The sequence below is a fragment of the Rhizobium sp. BK112 genome (genome assembly GCF_014193215.1).
Taxonomy (GTDB): Bacteria; Pseudomonadota; Alphaproteobacteria; order Rhizobiales; family Rhizobiaceae; genus Rhizobium; species Rhizobium anhuiense.
Genome location: NZ_JACHYZ010000020.1, coordinates 1 through 13,687 on the forward strand (window position 1 = coordinate 1; position 13,687 = coordinate 13,687).

A 13,687-nucleotide genomic window follows, 5' to 3' on the forward strand; every position below is an offset into this window, starting at 1 on the left:
GCATCTGCACGCCACCGCCGGCAGCGCTTCCTTCGAAGCGGTCGGCGGTCACCTGTTGGCGCTCGAGGTCGGTCGCGATTTCGATGGAGCTCCATGTGATGATCCTGAGAGATCGGCTCGAACGGACCACCGACGCGTCGATTGGCGCCAACATCCTGCAACTCGAACCGGCCGGTTTTGACACGAGACTGGCTGCCCTGCCTCGTTTTAGTCGCTGATGGCGCCGCGGGGGACGAACAGTCGGATCGAGACTCCGTTCGGCATCCAGTCGCGCGCGATATCGACCCCGAGACTCTGACTTATTATCTGCTCAAGCCGGCTTCCAAAACCGATCGAACGTCGCTCCAATGCAGCCTGCGGAGGACCGCTGCTCTCAAGCCACACGATCTCCACGATCTCACCCTTCATCGTCGCTGCTATCTCCAGCTTCCCCTCCTCGATGGACAGCGCACCATATTTCGCGGCATTGGTTGCGAATTCATGGAAGAGCAGCGCGAAGTTTGTAATTTTGGTGCCGCTGATGTCGATGTCATCTCCGATCAGCTGCCAACGATTGGCACCGTCCCGCTCATAAGGCGCGAGGATATTCGACAGAAGCTGAAAGAGGGTGGTCTCCGGAGCGCCGGTCGCGGTCTCACCATTTAAACTCGGCAATGTCATCTCATGCGCCCTCGAGAGGGCCATCAACCTGTCCTTCATTCCCGCGGCTAGATCAGCAGTCGTCTTTGCCGTCCTTCCTGCAAGGGTGATGATGCTGCCGGTAATGGCAAACAGGTTTTTTACCCGGTGATGCATCTCGCGCAGCAGAAGTTCCTGACGCTCGGCGGCGCGCTTACGCTCTGATATGTCGCGGGCGATCTTCGATGCGCCGATGATCTTTCCGGTGCCGTCCCGAATAGGCGAGATGGTGAGAGAAATGTCGATCAGGCTACCATCTTTACGTCGTCGTATCGTCTCGAAGTGATCAACGCGCTCGCCGGCCTGAATGCGGGCGAGAATGGCAGGCTCCTCGTTCAGGCGATCGGGTGGAATGACGATCGTGATCGGGTTGCCGATAGCCTCGTCTGCCGTATAACCGAAAAGACGCTCAGCGCCCTTGTTCCAGGTCGTGATGACTCCGCTGAGGCTCTTGCTGACGATCGCATCGTCGGAGGATTCGACAATCGCCGCAAGAAAAGCTGCAGCATTATGTCCGTGCTGCGCAGCTTCTATGTCCGCCTCCAGCTGTCGTAAACGGAGCTGGGCCTGGTCCTCGTGCTGCTGGTTATCGGAAATCGACATTTACGCCCCGTCAGTCAATGCATGTTTCACGAAATCGAGACGGCCGAGGCCGCTAATGCAGCGCTGACCATATTCGCTAAACATCACCAGCAACAGTCAGAATGATAATAGGGGTCGCAAATCCGCATGACGCCTTCCGAACGCGAGATCGCTGGTGTCCTTCCCGAGAGAGGGGTGACAGTTCATACCGGAGACATGGGTTACACTTTTTGCCTTTTCGAGGAGAGCGAAGGTGCCTTGGCAGGAGTGCAACCGCATGGACGAGCGTCTCAAATTCGTTGCGCGGATACTGGATGGCGAGAAGATAGCGGCGCTGTGCCGCGAATTCGGCATCTCCCGCAAGACGGGTCACAAAATCATCAGCCGCTATAACGACAGCGGTCTGCAAGGACTGACAGATCGATCGCGACGGCCTTACCGGCACGCCAATCAGCTTCCTTTCCAAATCGAGAAGCTGATTGTGCGGACCAAGCAGGACAAGCCCAACTGGGGCGCACCAAAGATCAGGGAGCGGCTGGCGCGGCTATATCCGGATGTTCACACGCCGGCGATCTCAACCGTGCATGCCGTCCTCGACCGCAACGGCCTGGTCAAGCACGGTAGGCGACGGCGCAACAGGGCTGAAGGAACAGCACTCTCCAATCCAGGACTGCCCAACGACCTGTGGTGCGCCGATTACAAAGGCGAGTTCATGCTTGCCGATAAGCGCTATTGCTACCCCTTGACGATCACCGACTTCGCCAGCCGCTATCTTTTGGCCTGCGAAGCGTTGCACACGACCAAGGAGGTCTACGCCTTCACCGTTTTCGAACGCGTCTTCAAGGAGTTCGGCCTGCCCAAGGCGATCAGAACCGACAACGGAGTGCCTTTCGCCAGCCCCAACGGACTGTTCAATCTGTCTCGGCTCGCCGTCTGGTGGCTTAGGCTCGGTATCGACATCGAGCGCATCAAGCCCGGCCATCCGCAGCAGAACGGCCGCCACGAGCGCATGCATCTGACACTGAAACTTGAGACAACCAAGCCGGCCGGAGACAATTTCCTGCAGCAGCAAGCCCGCTTCGACGACTTCGTCGAGGAGTTCAACACCGAGCGGCCCCACCAGGCGCTCAACATGGCCTGCCCGGCAGAATGCTACGACGCTTCACCGCGCGTCTATCGCGGCCTACCCGATCTCGACTACCCGTTCCACGACCAGACAGTCACCGTCACAAAATGCGGACGCATCTGCTACAAGCGGAAGAAGATCAATCTCAGTCTGGTCTTCGCCGGTCAGGCCGTCGGCATCAAACAGGTCGAAGACCATATCTGGCTTACAAGCTTTATGGATTACGATCTGGGATACTTCGATGATGAGACATGCAGGCTTGAACGTAACCGATGTCCTACCCCCACGTTGTCTCGGCTTGCCTGATCTGTGATCGGCTTTCCATGGACGAGCGAAGGGAGTTTCTCCATGGAGACTACATTGGAGGTTCTCACGACCAGGAAGTCTGGACGTGAGGCGCATCGGCATTGGCCGGACGAGATCAAGGCGCAGATCGTTTCGGAAAGTCTTCGACCCGGAGCGTTGGTGAATGAAGTCGCAGAGCGACATGGTCTGAAGCCGAACCACCTGTCCACTTGGCGGACGATGGCCCGGCAGGGCAAGCTGGTTCTGCCTGCACCCGAGGATGCGGTCGAGTTCGCAGCCGTGATTGTTGATCCACCCGTCTCGGAGCCGCCGATCAAAAAAGCCAGCCGTCCCGAGATCGTCGTTGGCTCCGTCACTATCCGTCTGGAAGAAGGGGCGTCTGTCGCCCGGATCGCCGCTGTCGCGCGTGCCTGCTCGGTTTCTTCATGATCTTTCCATCGAACCGCGTCCGGGTCATGGTGGCGACCAAGCCCGTCGACTTCCGCAAGGGCCATGATGGATTGGCGGCGTTGGTCAAGAACGAGTTGCACAAGGACCCATTTACGGGGACGGTCTTCGTATTCCGGTCGCGGAAAGCAGACCGGCTGAAGTTGATCTACTGGGATGACAGCGGTCTGGTGATGGCCTACAAGCGGCTGGAAGAACACACGTTCACCTGGCCGGGCGTCAGGGATGGCTTGATGACCTTGGGCCACGCGCAGTTCGAAGCGCTGTTTGCAGGCCTCGACTGGCGTCGGGTTCGTTCCGTAGAGGCGAGACCGCCGGATGCCATCGAATAGATGCGGCACGATGACTCGGGCAGCGGATTCTTCCGGCCAAGCGTGACGGGGTTTGATAGACTTCGGGCATGTTGGATGCCGCCGATCTTCCAGACGATATTGCTGCCCTGAAGGCCATGCTGATCGCGGCGCAAGCCCGCGAAGTTCGCAAGGATGACCGGATCGAGCGACTGGAGAAGCTGGTCGCCGCTTTCAAGCAGGCTGCCTTCGGCCGCAAGTCCGAGAAGGCCGATCCCGAGCAATTCGATCTCGCACTGGAGGACCTGGAAACGGCCATTGCGGCCGTCCATGCCGAAGACGAGGCCGATAGCCTTTCGGGTAAACCGCGCCCCAAACCACGCGCCGCCAATCGCGGCTCTCTTCCCGCCCACCTTCCTCGTGTCGAGGAGATCATCGAGCCGAAAAGCCTGATCTGCCCCTGTGGCGGCGGCCTGCATCGCATCGGCGAGGACGTTTCCGAGCGGCTCGATGTGATCCCGGCGCAATTTCGCGTCGTTGTCACCCGTCGCCCCAAATATGCCTGCCGTTCTTGCACCGACGGCGTTGCCCAGGCTCCAGCGCCTGCACGACTGATCCATGCAGGATTGCCGACCGAGGCGACCATCGCGCATGTGCTGGTGTCCAAATACGCGGATCATCTGCCGCTCTACCGGCAGGCTCAGATAATGGGCCGCCAGGGTATCGATCTCGACCGCTCCACGCTCGCCGACTGGGTCGGCCGGGCAGCATTCGAACTTCGTCCGGTTTTCGACGCTTTGATCGCCGATTTGAAGCACTCGACCAAGCTGTTCATGGACGAGACTCGTGCGCCGGTGCTCGATCCCGGTCTCCGCAAAACCAAGACCGGATACTTCTGGGCGCTGGCCCGTGATGACCGACCGTGGGGCGGGGGTGCTCCACCCGGTGTAGCCTTCACCTATGCTCCAGGGCGTGGCGGGCAGCATGCCGAACGGATACTGCAAGGGTTTACGGGCGTGCTTCAGGTCGACGGCTACGCCGGATACAATCGGCTGATTGCGCCGGATCGTGGGGGTCCCGACATCCGGCTGGCCTATTGCTGGGCGCATGCACGGCGCAAACTGGTCGAGATCACACGCACCGGTTCGGCACCGATTGCCGAGGACGGCGTGAAGCGGATCGGCGAACTCTATCGCATCGAAGCAGAACTACGCGGTCTCGACGCCGACGCTCGCCTCGCTGGGAGGCAGGCACGGTCAGCGCCGTTGATCGCAGACATGCGGACATGGCTCACCCATCATCGTGCCCACGTCGCTGGCAAGTCGCCGCTCGGAGAAGCGCTCGCCTATGTCGCCAAATACTGGGATGGGCTTTGTGTTTTCCTGACTGATGGCCGCATCGAGATCGACAACAATTCCGTCGAGCGAACCATTAGGCCAATTGCCCTCAATCGCAAGAACGCGCTCTTCGCCGGGCATGACGCGGGAGCGGAGAACTGGGCGATCATCGCCTCGCTGATCGAGACCTGTAAGCTCAATTCCGTCGACCCCCTTGCGTATTTAACCAGCACGCTCACCACCATCGTCAATGGCCACAAGCAGAGCCGAATAGGAGAACTTCTGCCGTGGAATTGCCCGGCAGGGTAATATATGCTCAAAGGCTTCTATCGCCCCAATGCGGATGATTGACTGTTTGCCCCTGATGGAAGTAGCTCTGAACCACCTTATCTGAGCAGCGTTATGACCGTCACTATTCCGCACCAGTACCACTTTCCCGATATTGGCGACCAAGAGATTGCCAGTCTGGGCGTACCTTTTGCTTTTGTCTCAGTTTTCGACCACTGGTTGACGGAGGCGGAGTGTATGGCGACGAATTTGTTCACCTATAGAAATGCCTTTAAGGCCAATCAACTTCAGGATTATTTAGCGGGGGAAAGAAAATTTCTCGCGCTCTATAATCATCTCGGAAACGCCGGCGCCATCGTGAACCGTCCAGGAGTGCTTCGGTCCATAAATTCCGCTAGCTCCGAATTTCAACGAATACTGCGGCGTAGTCTGCGCGAGGCTCTGTTCATGGATATATATCTTGAGGGATATGGGGTGCGCATCCTCGGAAATTTTGACCGCACCGATGTAATTATCGCGGATACTCGCGAGCAACTAGATGTGTTGGAAGCGGAAATCGCTAAATTCGGTCTTCACATGCTGCGTAAGTAACATAGGCTGGCGACCGCTTTTGGGCGCATAGTTGCCGTCCTCATCATGGCTCCCGCCCTCGACACTGTAAAACCATCTTCGCCAAGGTGCGACCGGAGCAACGCTTACGCTTGAACCTTTGCCGAACCCTTTCGGTCCAAAAGTGTTACCTATGTCTCAGGAATAAACCGTAACCCATGTGTCCAGAACGGACCTGGCAAAATGCCTTCGCCTTGAAGGGGTTCGAACCGTCGACCCATAGATTATTGGTATGTTCACGCGGTTGGGGGCAAAGGATCAGTGCCTTCGCTAAGGATCGCGAGATACCGCCGGTAGCTAAAAACGCGACCTCGCTTGCGGCCAGTGACCTCCTCAACTACACCGAAACGCTCCAGGTCTGTAAGTGCCGCATTGACGGTGGGCGCGGAAAGGCCTGTCTGTTGAACGAGCTGATTGGCCGTCATAAACGGATTTTGCTGAAATAGGTCGTGGATCCGAAGTGCCGAGCCCGCTCGGTCGCTTTCGGATGTGATGCGCTCGCGGTCTTCCTTAAATACGTCGACGATCTGGGTCGCCGCGTGAAACGCCTGGTTGGCGGTATCGGCAACGCCAGAGAGGAAGAAGTCGAGCCAGGCTTCCCAATTGCCTTGTTCGCGAACCTCCTGAAGCAGTCGATAATATTCCGTCCGATGGGCCTTCAGATAGAGGCTCAGGTAGAGCAGCGGCTTACGCAGAACCCCGTTCGTGCAAAGATACAACGTGACAAGGAGGCGACCGATTCGCCCGTTGCCATCTAAGAATGGATGAATCGTCTCGAATTGGACGTGGAGAAGGCCAGCCTTAATTAGTGCCGGTAGTCTCGACCGATCTTCATGCATGAAATGCTCAAGGGCATCCAGGCAGGCGTCCATTTCCGTGACAGGCGGTGGGACGAAGAGGGCGTTGCCAGGCCGCGTCCCGCCAATCCAATTTTGCGAACGCCGGAATTCTCCCGGATTTTTGGTGCCACCACGCCCACTGTGCAGCAATCGCGCATGCATTTCGCGGATCAAACGCAGCGACATCGGCAGCGCTTCTAGTCGCTCCAAACCATACATCATGGCATCGACGTAATTAGAAACTTCGCGAATATCGTCGATGGGCTGTCCTGCCTGGGCTTCGGTCTCAAAACGCAGGAGATCGGACAGTGTCGACTGCGTCCCTTCGATTTGCGAAGATAGAACAGCCTCCTTCCTGACATACATATAAAGGAAGAGTTCCTGACGAGGAAGCAGCATCGTGATGCCATCTAGCCGTCCGAGAGCTCGCTCTGCCAAGCTAAGGCGTTCCAAGAGTGAAAGCACGTCAATGGCAGGTAGCGGCGGCAACGCAGGTGGTATGAACGCCCGCACTGTTTCGCCGGCAACTGATGTTTCGACAAAGCGGCCGCGCCGCTGATTGGGTTCGGAATCAGACATGACGCGAGTATGGGTTTCGGCCGCTATTTAAGCAAGCGTGGCTTTATTTAAATAAGGAGAAAGCTAAGGTAAGCGCTCTTAAATAAGCCTCGCCACGTTCGACCGCCTTGACGGGATCTGAACCGGCGAAGGCTTGCAATCGATCCGGGGTTAAATGGACAGGCAGCGCGCCACGTTCAGCGTTCAAACCGGTCTAGCATTTTTCTCAACTGCGCGTTTTGCAGCTTCAGCTTTCTGGCCAACTGATCCCTCAGCACCTTGATCTCGTCATCGAGGCTCATCTCGTTTGCAGTGTGTATGATCTTGCCATCGTTCGCTATCGCCACCGCTTCCTTGCCGCGGCTCCTTTGCTTGCGCGGTGCGACCTCGACAGTTCGCTTGATCCCAGGGGTATCATGTGCAGCGGTGACGTCGATACCAATACCACCGGATATAGCCGGATTAGCGACCTCCACTATTTTGGCGACTTCGCCGTCGACCTTGTCGCGGACATCGTTTTCGGCTTCTTCGGAATGCACAGGCACTGCGGAGATTGCAGCGGCATGCCCGTGACGAGGTAGCTCCTCACTTGCCGGTCGAGCAGCGCTAATCAAGCTCTCCTCGTCAAGCGTTTCAGTCGGAGCGGCAATAGCCAACGCGTCCGGCGTAACCTTCTCGCTCGAGCCGTTTTCTCTCTTTTGTCCGCGTCCCGGTGAGATCAGTCGGGCAAGAAGTTTCCAGGGAGACGCCATCTATCCGACCTCGCGCTTTATCCCGCAAGCAGGCAGTGAGTTTGAGTTCCGGCAACAGCATCCGTCGCCGCCAAACTGTATGTCTCGATAAGCATAGAAATGCGGCCGGCGGTTGACCGGCTGCTTAAATCAATCGAGCTTGAGCCGTTTGCGCAAATCGGCATTTTCAGCGCGAAGTTTCTCAGCCAGAAGCTTGCGCAGTCGTTGATTTTCCTCTTCCAACTGCAAAAGGTCTGCCATCTCATCGATCGCCGTCACCGGCGCGGCCGGCGCTGTCTGCACAGACTTTCTAGCACGGCGCACAGGTGCCCGTTTGGCACTCGCAGCAGCTTCGACAACCTTTGTCTTGCGCCCTCTCCTCTTCACACCACCAGTGCCGGACAGAGCAGTTGTCGGCTCTGCCGTTGCGTCAGCTGACGCGGTCTCGAGCGCCGCGGCTTTCTTGGCGCGCGGTTTGCGCTGTTTCTTCGGCGCAATGGGCGTTTCGACAACGGTCGGCACATCGGCACTCAATGCCGTATCAGTCTCGTCGGCCATGCTTATCTCCTGTGTATCTGACGCAGTTGTCGACGGCCAGGGAGGCGGTGTCAACAACGACTCGGGCTGATCTACTTTTGGTAAAGACATTTCATTGTCGGATTTGCCATTCTGAGAGCTGCCCGACAGAAACGTCATTGCCTCTTCCTCCAGGTCTCTAGCGGCGGACTTTAGATCCACGTTGCCCCAGATCGAGTTTGACTTGGTATCGAGATTTCGCCTGCCGGTCTTGTACTCGGCGGCAAAGCTGCGTTGCACTTTTTTCAATATAAGAGGCCTTGGAAAATCCGCGGAAGGGTTTGATGATATGCTGGTACATCACGAATAGCGCCTACCGGACTACCAGTCTACACCCACCGTTATTCCGCTCACCGCACCATTCCGGGAGCAGAATTTGTGGCCAATCGGATGGGAGCTGAGGGCGGTCTTTGCGCTCAGTGTTCTTGAAAGGAAACGACGACCAGTAGTTCGTCCCGAGACTTTCCCACAGGTTCCCGACGATCCATTATGCGATCTTTTTAGCCCAGAGCGTGAACACCATGGCAACAGGCCTGGGACAGACTCTAAAGTTTTCGCTGTGCCAGCGATGAAGGAATCCTGGCTGAAGCGGAAGTCGGCTAGTCGCTAGAAACATCCCTCGGAAACAGGAAACCGATCCATCGGGTGGAAGGTTGCGGCGTGTGAAACCTCATTCTTTTGGATAACTTTCCCCGCGCCGTGAAAGCATCATACTATCTTGGCGAGAAATCTGGAGAGGGGCATGCACTATCGCCAGAGGTCGGTGCTGTTCGCAGCACCTTGGCTGATTATCGGAGCCGCCGCAGTCGGCGCTTCGGGCGGTATAACCATTGCAGACTTCGAAAAGCCGGAACTGTTAGTCGCCACACTGTTTGTCGGCCTTATCGCCGGCATGGTCGTCGAGCAGTCGCTAAACAGGATGAGCAAACAGGCGCGGCGGGAGAGAAGCAGATCACGCTCGGAGCAACGGCGCTGGAACGAGCGCATCGTACGGGGACCCTGGCTTCAGACGTCAGCTGCTGAGCAGTTGCGACCAGCCGACGTCACGGATCAACTGCGTATCGTGATGCGCTCAAATTTCACGATTCAACCACTGCTGAACAAGAGCGAAGCCCGAGTGTTTCGGGAGCTCGACAGCGTCGTGATCGGCTGCAATTCCTCCTGGCAGGTGATGGCTCAGGTTTCATTGGGCGAGATCCTGCGAAGTGCCGACCCGGACGCCTACAGTTGCATCAACTCCAAACGTGTCGACCTTCTCCTCGTCGACGGTAACTGCCAACCGCGGCACGTCATCGAATACCAGGGCGGCGCGCATCACCAAGGCACCGCGGCCGCGCGTGACGCGGTCAAGAAGGAGGCGCTGCGACGTGCCGGGATTGGCTATTATGAAGTGGTGGCTGGCCAAACGACGCCGTCGGAACTCAAGCGATTGGTCGAGAAGCTGGTGGACAAGCCGAGTGTCACTTAAAGCGATCTCATCACGCATGACTGCACGCTCGAGCCTCTCTGAGTGGAGAAATAGATCGCCGTGCCTTGATGGAATGGAGTCGCACCCGAGATGATCTCCGACTTCCAGGTAGTTCGGGAAAATCTGTTTCCGGCCAGTCACGGAGCGATCGAGGACTGGAGCAAGTTCCCCTGGCATCGTGATCGAAGCAATCAAATTCGGGCTTACAAGGCGCATTCGTCGCAAGCCATCGCAATCGATGTGTTCGGCGCCCTGAAGATGAGCAAAGATCGCGACCGCATTTTCGACGCCATCGCCGAGCGTGTGGGAGTGGCACCGGGTGGCACGTGGACAGTAACACTCGAGTGGATTGATACCGATCGGCTTCTGGGAGAACCCAGGCCCACGCAAGTCCATGCACTTGCCGTTGGCTCCGCGGCAGCACTCGTCATCGAGTGCAAGTTCACCGAACCCGGAGGCCAATGCAGCCAAACGGCTGTTTCTCGCTCGGGCGAACGCCAATGCAACGGAAACTACGAAGACCAAATCAACCCGGGCAATGGTGTGCGGTCGCGGTGCGCTCTGACAGGCAAGAGCATCGGCTACTGGGAATACACCCCAAAGATCTTCGAGCTCGATCCAGGTGCCGACCATACGCCCTGCCCTTTTAAGGGAGACGCCTATCAGTGGATGCGCAACGCCGTGTCGGCGGCTGCGATAGGCAAGCACCGCAATCTTCAAGCGGCTGCCCTAGCAGCCTTTGCTGATCATCCAAATTTTCCAACGGCGCGGAAAGTGAAACGGGGCCTGATGGATCCTAGTCTCGCCGGCCAACGAGCGATCACGCCTATATCCCACCAGCAGATCATTGCAATCGCCTGCCACGTCGGCCGGGACCGAGCGCTCTGGAACAGTCTTTCTGCATGGATAGATCACAAGATCGCACGGGCAGCGTCGCGAAAACCCGGCTTCCAAGAGGTTTGAAATGGATGCTGATATCTGGCATCGAGCCTTCTATGACGACGGCGAGTGGGTTTCCTGGTCCGAAGTGGAAGAACAGCTCCGGTATCACGAGTGGCGTGCCAAATATCCCAACGCGATCAGACATCTGATCCCGTATTTTCAGGAGCTCTTGGCACTGGCCGAAAGCTACCACCGCGAGACAGGTCGTCATCTTGATGTGTACGGCGTCATTGGTGAACTGTTTGGCGCCATCACCTACGGAATAAAGCTGAACAAGAACTATGCACAGGGTGCCGACGGTCGGCTTGGCAACGACCACGTTGAGATCAAAACCATTGCGCCATTCAATTCCAATGACGAGGTGTACGTCAAGATGTCGGGCAACTTCAACAAGCTCCTCGTCGTGAAGATCAACGCCGACTTTGAAGTCTCATCGCGGATGGTTGACCGCTCGAAGCTTCGCAAAACGACTAAACCTTTGTTGCGGATAAGGTGGAGCGATCTGCCCAGAGGCCAATGACGACTTCATGCGTGATCGTGCTAGTGGCGGCCTACCCCACAGGTCGTCGAGCGCCCTCTCCTCTCGTGCGGCAGACTGTGGCCGCACGACGTAGCAGCCAACGATCATTAATTCAGAATTTTAGAATGCAGGCGTATAGTCCGCTTGGGATCACAGCATCCCTGCCTTGAGGGGGCCAAGGGCAATGAACTGGAACACATCGTCGACATTCACGCCTGTCGGGCTCGCCCTACGCAGTGAGCCAGCCCGTAAGGTCGTGCGCACCCTCGGCGACGCAGCGTATATTCTGATCAAGGACTGGCCTTCCGATGACGGTGAGGAATACGTTAGCGCGGTGAAGGCCTGCGTTGATGCGATCAGCGGTCAGATTGAGCCGGAACAATTTCGGGAAGCGTTTCTTCGTGCGGCCGATGAGGCGGGTATCGCTGCGCTAACCGTTGTTCACCAATGAGAATTATTGAGGACGCGCAAACATCAGCGGCCTGTTCTGTCCACCTGTCTCCGCAGTTCAAGACGCAGTGATCCCGGTCGGTTGCAGCGAAATCTTGCGCGCCGCCTCTTGACGCCATTGCAACGTGTGACACGCTTACAATGAGGGCGGGAGGACGAAGTGGCTCATCACAACCCATCTGACAGTGGCGGGGATGGACCAGACGGTCTACTGCTAATGACCGTGCTCGTTTACCCGTTCTGGGTCGTCTTTGTTGTTCCGGCGTTGATGTGGGCTCTCCTGTCTTCGGCCTGGAACGCCTATCTGTTCATCAATGCACTTCCAGAAACATCCTGGAGGCGGTGGTCAATCGCCGGATTTTGCATTTTCGCAGGCGTCCTGGTTGAGCTTCTATACCTTACTGCGATCTTAACCGGCAAATCGTATCGGGCGCGTATGAAGAGAGTGGTGGCTTTTGGGGCGCCGGTATTTCTTGCCATGGGTATCATCGCTACCCCGCTTTTTCGTGGTTTTATCTGGCTGCTTTCCTTTATCTTTCCCATCGAATGGCTTTACCTTTCGGCGGAAGGCCCTCTTAGTATCGGGCAGGCAATCGGTTCTATCGTAGGGTTTTTTCTTTGGCCGATGCTATGTGCCGCGGGCATTGCCAGGGGCGTGCTCATCGGCGGATCCGCAATGGCCGAAGCAAGTTGCATTGCGGTCAGCAATCTTGCTGCTGCGGGGCTCCTTGACGTGAGCTCATTGACAAGCTTGGTATGGGAGCTTGTTACCATCGCGTGGGATTTCAAGCTGCTTGAAGCACTCGGCTTCGAACTGGCCCCGCCGTTCTACAGTTTGAACTGGTGGGGCACTGTGTCTTTCGCCGGATACATCGAAGCAGGTATCGAAATTACCGTAAGCGGTGTTCTGACCGCACCTTCCGGATCAGGCTTGATTGGCAATTGTCGGTCTATGTCGATTTTACAGCTTACGCTCAAATCAAAAAAAGCCGGTGCGCCGGGTAGGTCTTGCCTGCGGCTGGGCGCGCGTGGAGGGACGCAAGGGTAACAGATCGTTGCCGAGAGTTATGAGGCTAACGTTTTGGCCGGTGGCTTCCAGCCCAGTTCGGCCATGACGAGGCCTTCGTACCGCTCGCTGATGACGGCGCGTCTCATATTCTCCGCAAGCGGATCGTGGAATATTTCGAACGCGCGCTGGGTCGCTTCATCCGAGAGCCAGCCGTCGGATAGCCGCCAGCGCCGATAGAATAGCCAGTCAAGTTGGCCACACCGGTTTTGCTCGACGCTAGCGCGCGCGCGCGCCAGCTCAATCTCCGACGGGACAATCTCGGGAGGCGCGACGTCCTGCCCTCGTCGCCTGGCGTTGGCATAGTTCGTGTCTGTGAAATTGCGGATACGACGTGTCGCACTCTTTTCGACATCATCGTCGGTAATCGTCACGAGGCGGTCCATTTCGTCCTCGATGTCATCAGGCATTGTCTCGCAGGCAATTTTAACTGCTTCCACAAAGCGAACGTCTTCAAGGTTTGAGGGCTTCCAGCCGTCCGCACCTCGCCAGTGGATCGTCTCTGAAGCTTCTGTCCATCGCCCGTTCTCCGTGAGACCGAGGATGGCGAGCAGCGGTAAAATGTCCGTCCTAGCCCGTGCCGCGTCTGCCGTCTTGTAGGCAGCGACATTCGTGTATGTAGCCGTCCGAATTGGTTGATAGCTCTCCGGTGGCGTGGGCGCTCCCGGATGCAAGAACGTTACATCCGCCAGTCCCAGGACAGTCACGCATATGTCATCCCAGCGCGGTAGAACTTCGGGCAGTTTTGGCCGGTCCTTCGCCAGCGCGCCTGGCCCGAAGCGCTCTGCCTGTCCCAACGCCACCAACGCATCACACCCCAACTGATAAGCTGTCATGCTGCTATCGGACCATCTCAGCGGTGATCGACTGTCCA

At 57.3% G+C, this 13,687-nt stretch carries 15 protein-coding genes; 10 read left to right on the forward strand and 5 right to left on the reverse strand.

The window, feature by feature from the left end; translation table 11 throughout:
- Positions 1-207 precede the first annotated feature (207 nt).
- A complete protein-coding gene (locus FHT75_RS32725) occupies positions 208-1,281 on the reverse strand; it encodes a PAS domain S-box protein (protein ID WP_183851516.1) in 1,074 nt (357 codons plus the stop codon).
- A 232-nt stretch (positions 1,282-1,513) separates the two neighbouring features.
- Between FHT75_RS32725 and FHT75_RS32730 the strand changes: the two genes are divergently transcribed.
- The 5 genes from FHT75_RS32730 (at position 1,514) to FHT75_RS32750 (ending at position 5,645) form a co-directional block, all read left to right on the forward strand.
- Entirely contained in the window at positions 1,514-2,692 is a 1,179-nt protein-coding gene (locus FHT75_RS32730) for an integrase core domain-containing protein (RefSeq protein ID WP_409527382.1), read from the forward strand.
- Between the two features lie 54 nt (positions 2,693-2,746).
- Positions 2,747-3,121 carry an IS66-like element accessory protein TnpA gene (tnpA, locus tag FHT75_RS32735; protein ID WP_246713009.1) on the forward strand — a complete coding sequence of 125 codons (375 nt, stop codon included), beginning with the start codon at positions 2,747-2,749 and terminating at the stop codon, positions 3,119-3,121.
- Positions 3,118-3,471 carry an IS66 family insertion sequence element accessory protein TnpB gene (gene tnpB / locus FHT75_RS32740; protein WP_183845526.1) on the forward strand — a complete coding sequence of 118 codons (354 nt, stop codon included), beginning with the start codon at positions 3,118-3,120 and terminating at the stop codon, positions 3,469-3,471. The genes tnpA and tnpB overlap by 4 nt, the downstream gene beginning before the upstream one ends.
- Positions 3,472-3,539: 68 nt before the next feature.
- On the forward strand, positions 3,540-5,075 hold the full coding sequence (tnpC, locus tag FHT75_RS32745; RefSeq protein ID WP_183845527.1) for an IS66 family transposase: 1,536 nt from the start codon (positions 3,540-3,542) through the stop codon (positions 5,073-5,075).
- Between the two features lie 93 nt (positions 5,076-5,168).
- Positions 5,169-5,645, forward strand: a complete 477-nt coding sequence (locus tag FHT75_RS32750; RefSeq protein WP_183845528.1) for a hypothetical protein — start codon at positions 5,169-5,171, stop codon at positions 5,643-5,645.
- Between the two features lie 254 nt (positions 5,646-5,899).
- Here the strand turns inward: FHT75_RS32750 and FHT75_RS32755 are convergent, their stop codons facing one another.
- The 3 genes from FHT75_RS32755 to FHT75_RS32765 all read right to left on the reverse strand — a co-directional run bounded on the left by FHT75_RS32755 (position 5,900) and on the right by FHT75_RS32765 (position 8,616).
- A complete protein-coding gene (locus FHT75_RS32755; protein WP_183845529.1) occupies positions 5,900-7,081 on the reverse strand; it encodes a Fic family protein in 1,182 nt (393 codons plus the stop codon).
- A 176-nt stretch (positions 7,082-7,257) separates the two neighbouring features.
- Positions 7,258-7,812: a hypothetical protein gene (locus FHT75_RS32760; protein WP_183845530.1), complete on the reverse strand. Its 555-nt coding sequence runs from the start codon at positions 7,810-7,812 to the stop codon at positions 7,258-7,260.
- A 129-nt stretch (positions 7,813-7,941) separates the two neighbouring features.
- Positions 7,942-8,616, reverse strand: coding sequence for a transcriptional regulator (locus tag FHT75_RS32765; protein WP_183845531.1), 675 nt, complete (start codon positions 8,614-8,616; stop codon positions 7,942-7,944).
- Positions 8,617-9,109: 493 nt separating this feature from the next.
- On the opposite strand from FHT75_RS32765, the gene FHT75_RS32770 reads away from it, so the two are divergent.
- From FHT75_RS32770 to FHT75_RS32790, 5 genes are all read left to right on the forward strand, one after another.
- Positions 9,110-9,835 carry a DUF2726 domain-containing protein gene (locus FHT75_RS32770; RefSeq protein WP_048338567.1) on the forward strand — a complete coding sequence of 242 codons (726 nt, stop codon included), beginning with the start codon at positions 9,110-9,112 and terminating at the stop codon, positions 9,833-9,835.
- Between the two features lie 90 nt (positions 9,836-9,925).
- Positions 9,926-10,798 (forward strand): PGN_0703 family putative restriction endonuclease, encoded by an 873-nt coding sequence (locus tag FHT75_RS32775; protein ID WP_183845532.1) that lies wholly within the window; start codon positions 9,926-9,928, stop codon positions 10,796-10,798.
- 1 nt (position 10,799) lies between these two features.
- Positions 10,800-11,297 (forward strand): hypothetical protein, encoded by a 498-nt coding sequence (locus FHT75_RS32780; protein WP_048338569.1) that lies wholly within the window; start codon positions 10,800-10,802, stop codon positions 11,295-11,297.
- A 184-nt stretch (positions 11,298-11,481) separates the two neighbouring features.
- Positions 11,482-11,748 (forward strand): DUF982 domain-containing protein, encoded by a 267-nt coding sequence (locus tag FHT75_RS32785; RefSeq protein ID WP_183845533.1) that lies wholly within the window; start codon positions 11,482-11,484, stop codon positions 11,746-11,748.
- 159 nt (positions 11,749-11,907) lie between these two features.
- Complete coding sequence (locus tag FHT75_RS32790) at positions 11,908-12,795, forward strand: hypothetical protein (RefSeq protein WP_183845534.1); 888 nt, start codon at positions 11,908-11,910, stop codon at positions 12,793-12,795.
- A 17-nt stretch (positions 12,796-12,812) separates the two neighbouring features.
- Here FHT75_RS32790 and FHT75_RS32795 read toward each other — a convergent pair whose 3' ends face one another.
- Positions 12,813-13,649, reverse strand: a complete 837-nt coding sequence (locus FHT75_RS32795; protein ID WP_245277431.1) for a hypothetical protein — start codon at positions 13,647-13,649, stop codon at positions 12,813-12,815.
- Positions 13,650-13,687: the final 38 nt, after the last annotated feature.

What these genes read in the sequence shown, in the direction of transcription:
- FHT75_RS32770 (WP_048338567.1), top strand. Translation starts at nt 9,110, where the DNA reads ATGCACTATCGCCAGAGGTCGGTGCTGTTCGCAGCACCTTGGCTGATT.
- FHT75_RS32775 (WP_183845532.1), top strand. Translation starts at nt 9,926, where the DNA reads ATGATCTCCGACTTCCAGGTAGTTCGGGAAAATCTGTTTCCGGCCAGT.
- FHT75_RS32785 (WP_183845533.1), top strand. Translation starts at nt 11,482, where the DNA reads ATGAACTGGAACACATCGTCGACATTCACGCCTGTCGGGCTCGCCCTA.
- FHT75_RS32750 (WP_183845528.1), top strand. Translation starts at nt 5,169, where the DNA reads ATGACCGTCACTATTCCGCACCAGTACCACTTTCCCGATATTGGCGAC.
- FHT75_RS32755 (WP_183845529.1), bottom strand. Translation starts at nt 7,081, where the DNA reads ATGTCTGATTCCGAACCCAATCAGCGGCGCGGCCGCTTTGTCGAAACA.
- FHT75_RS32780 (WP_048338569.1), top strand. Translation starts at nt 10,800, where the DNA reads ATGGATGCTGATATCTGGCATCGAGCCTTCTATGACGACGGCGAGTGG.
- FHT75_RS32795 (WP_245277431.1), bottom strand. Translation starts at nt 13,649, where the DNA reads ATGACAGCTTATCAGTTGGGGTGTGATGCGTTGGTGGCGTTGGGACAG.
- FHT75_RS32725 (WP_183851516.1), bottom strand. Translation starts at nt 1,281, where the DNA reads ATGTCGATTTCCGATAACCAGCAGCACGAGGACCAGGCCCAGCTCCGT.
- tnpC (WP_183845527.1), top strand. Translation starts at nt 3,540, where the DNA reads ATGTTGGATGCCGCCGATCTTCCAGACGATATTGCTGCCCTGAAGGCC.
- FHT75_RS32760 (WP_183845530.1), bottom strand. Translation starts at nt 7,812, where the DNA reads ATGGCGTCTCCCTGGAAACTTCTTGCCCGACTGATCTCACCGGGACGC.
- tnpB (WP_183845526.1), top strand. Translation starts at nt 3,118, where the DNA reads ATGATCTTTCCATCGAACCGCGTCCGGGTCATGGTGGCGACCAAGCCC.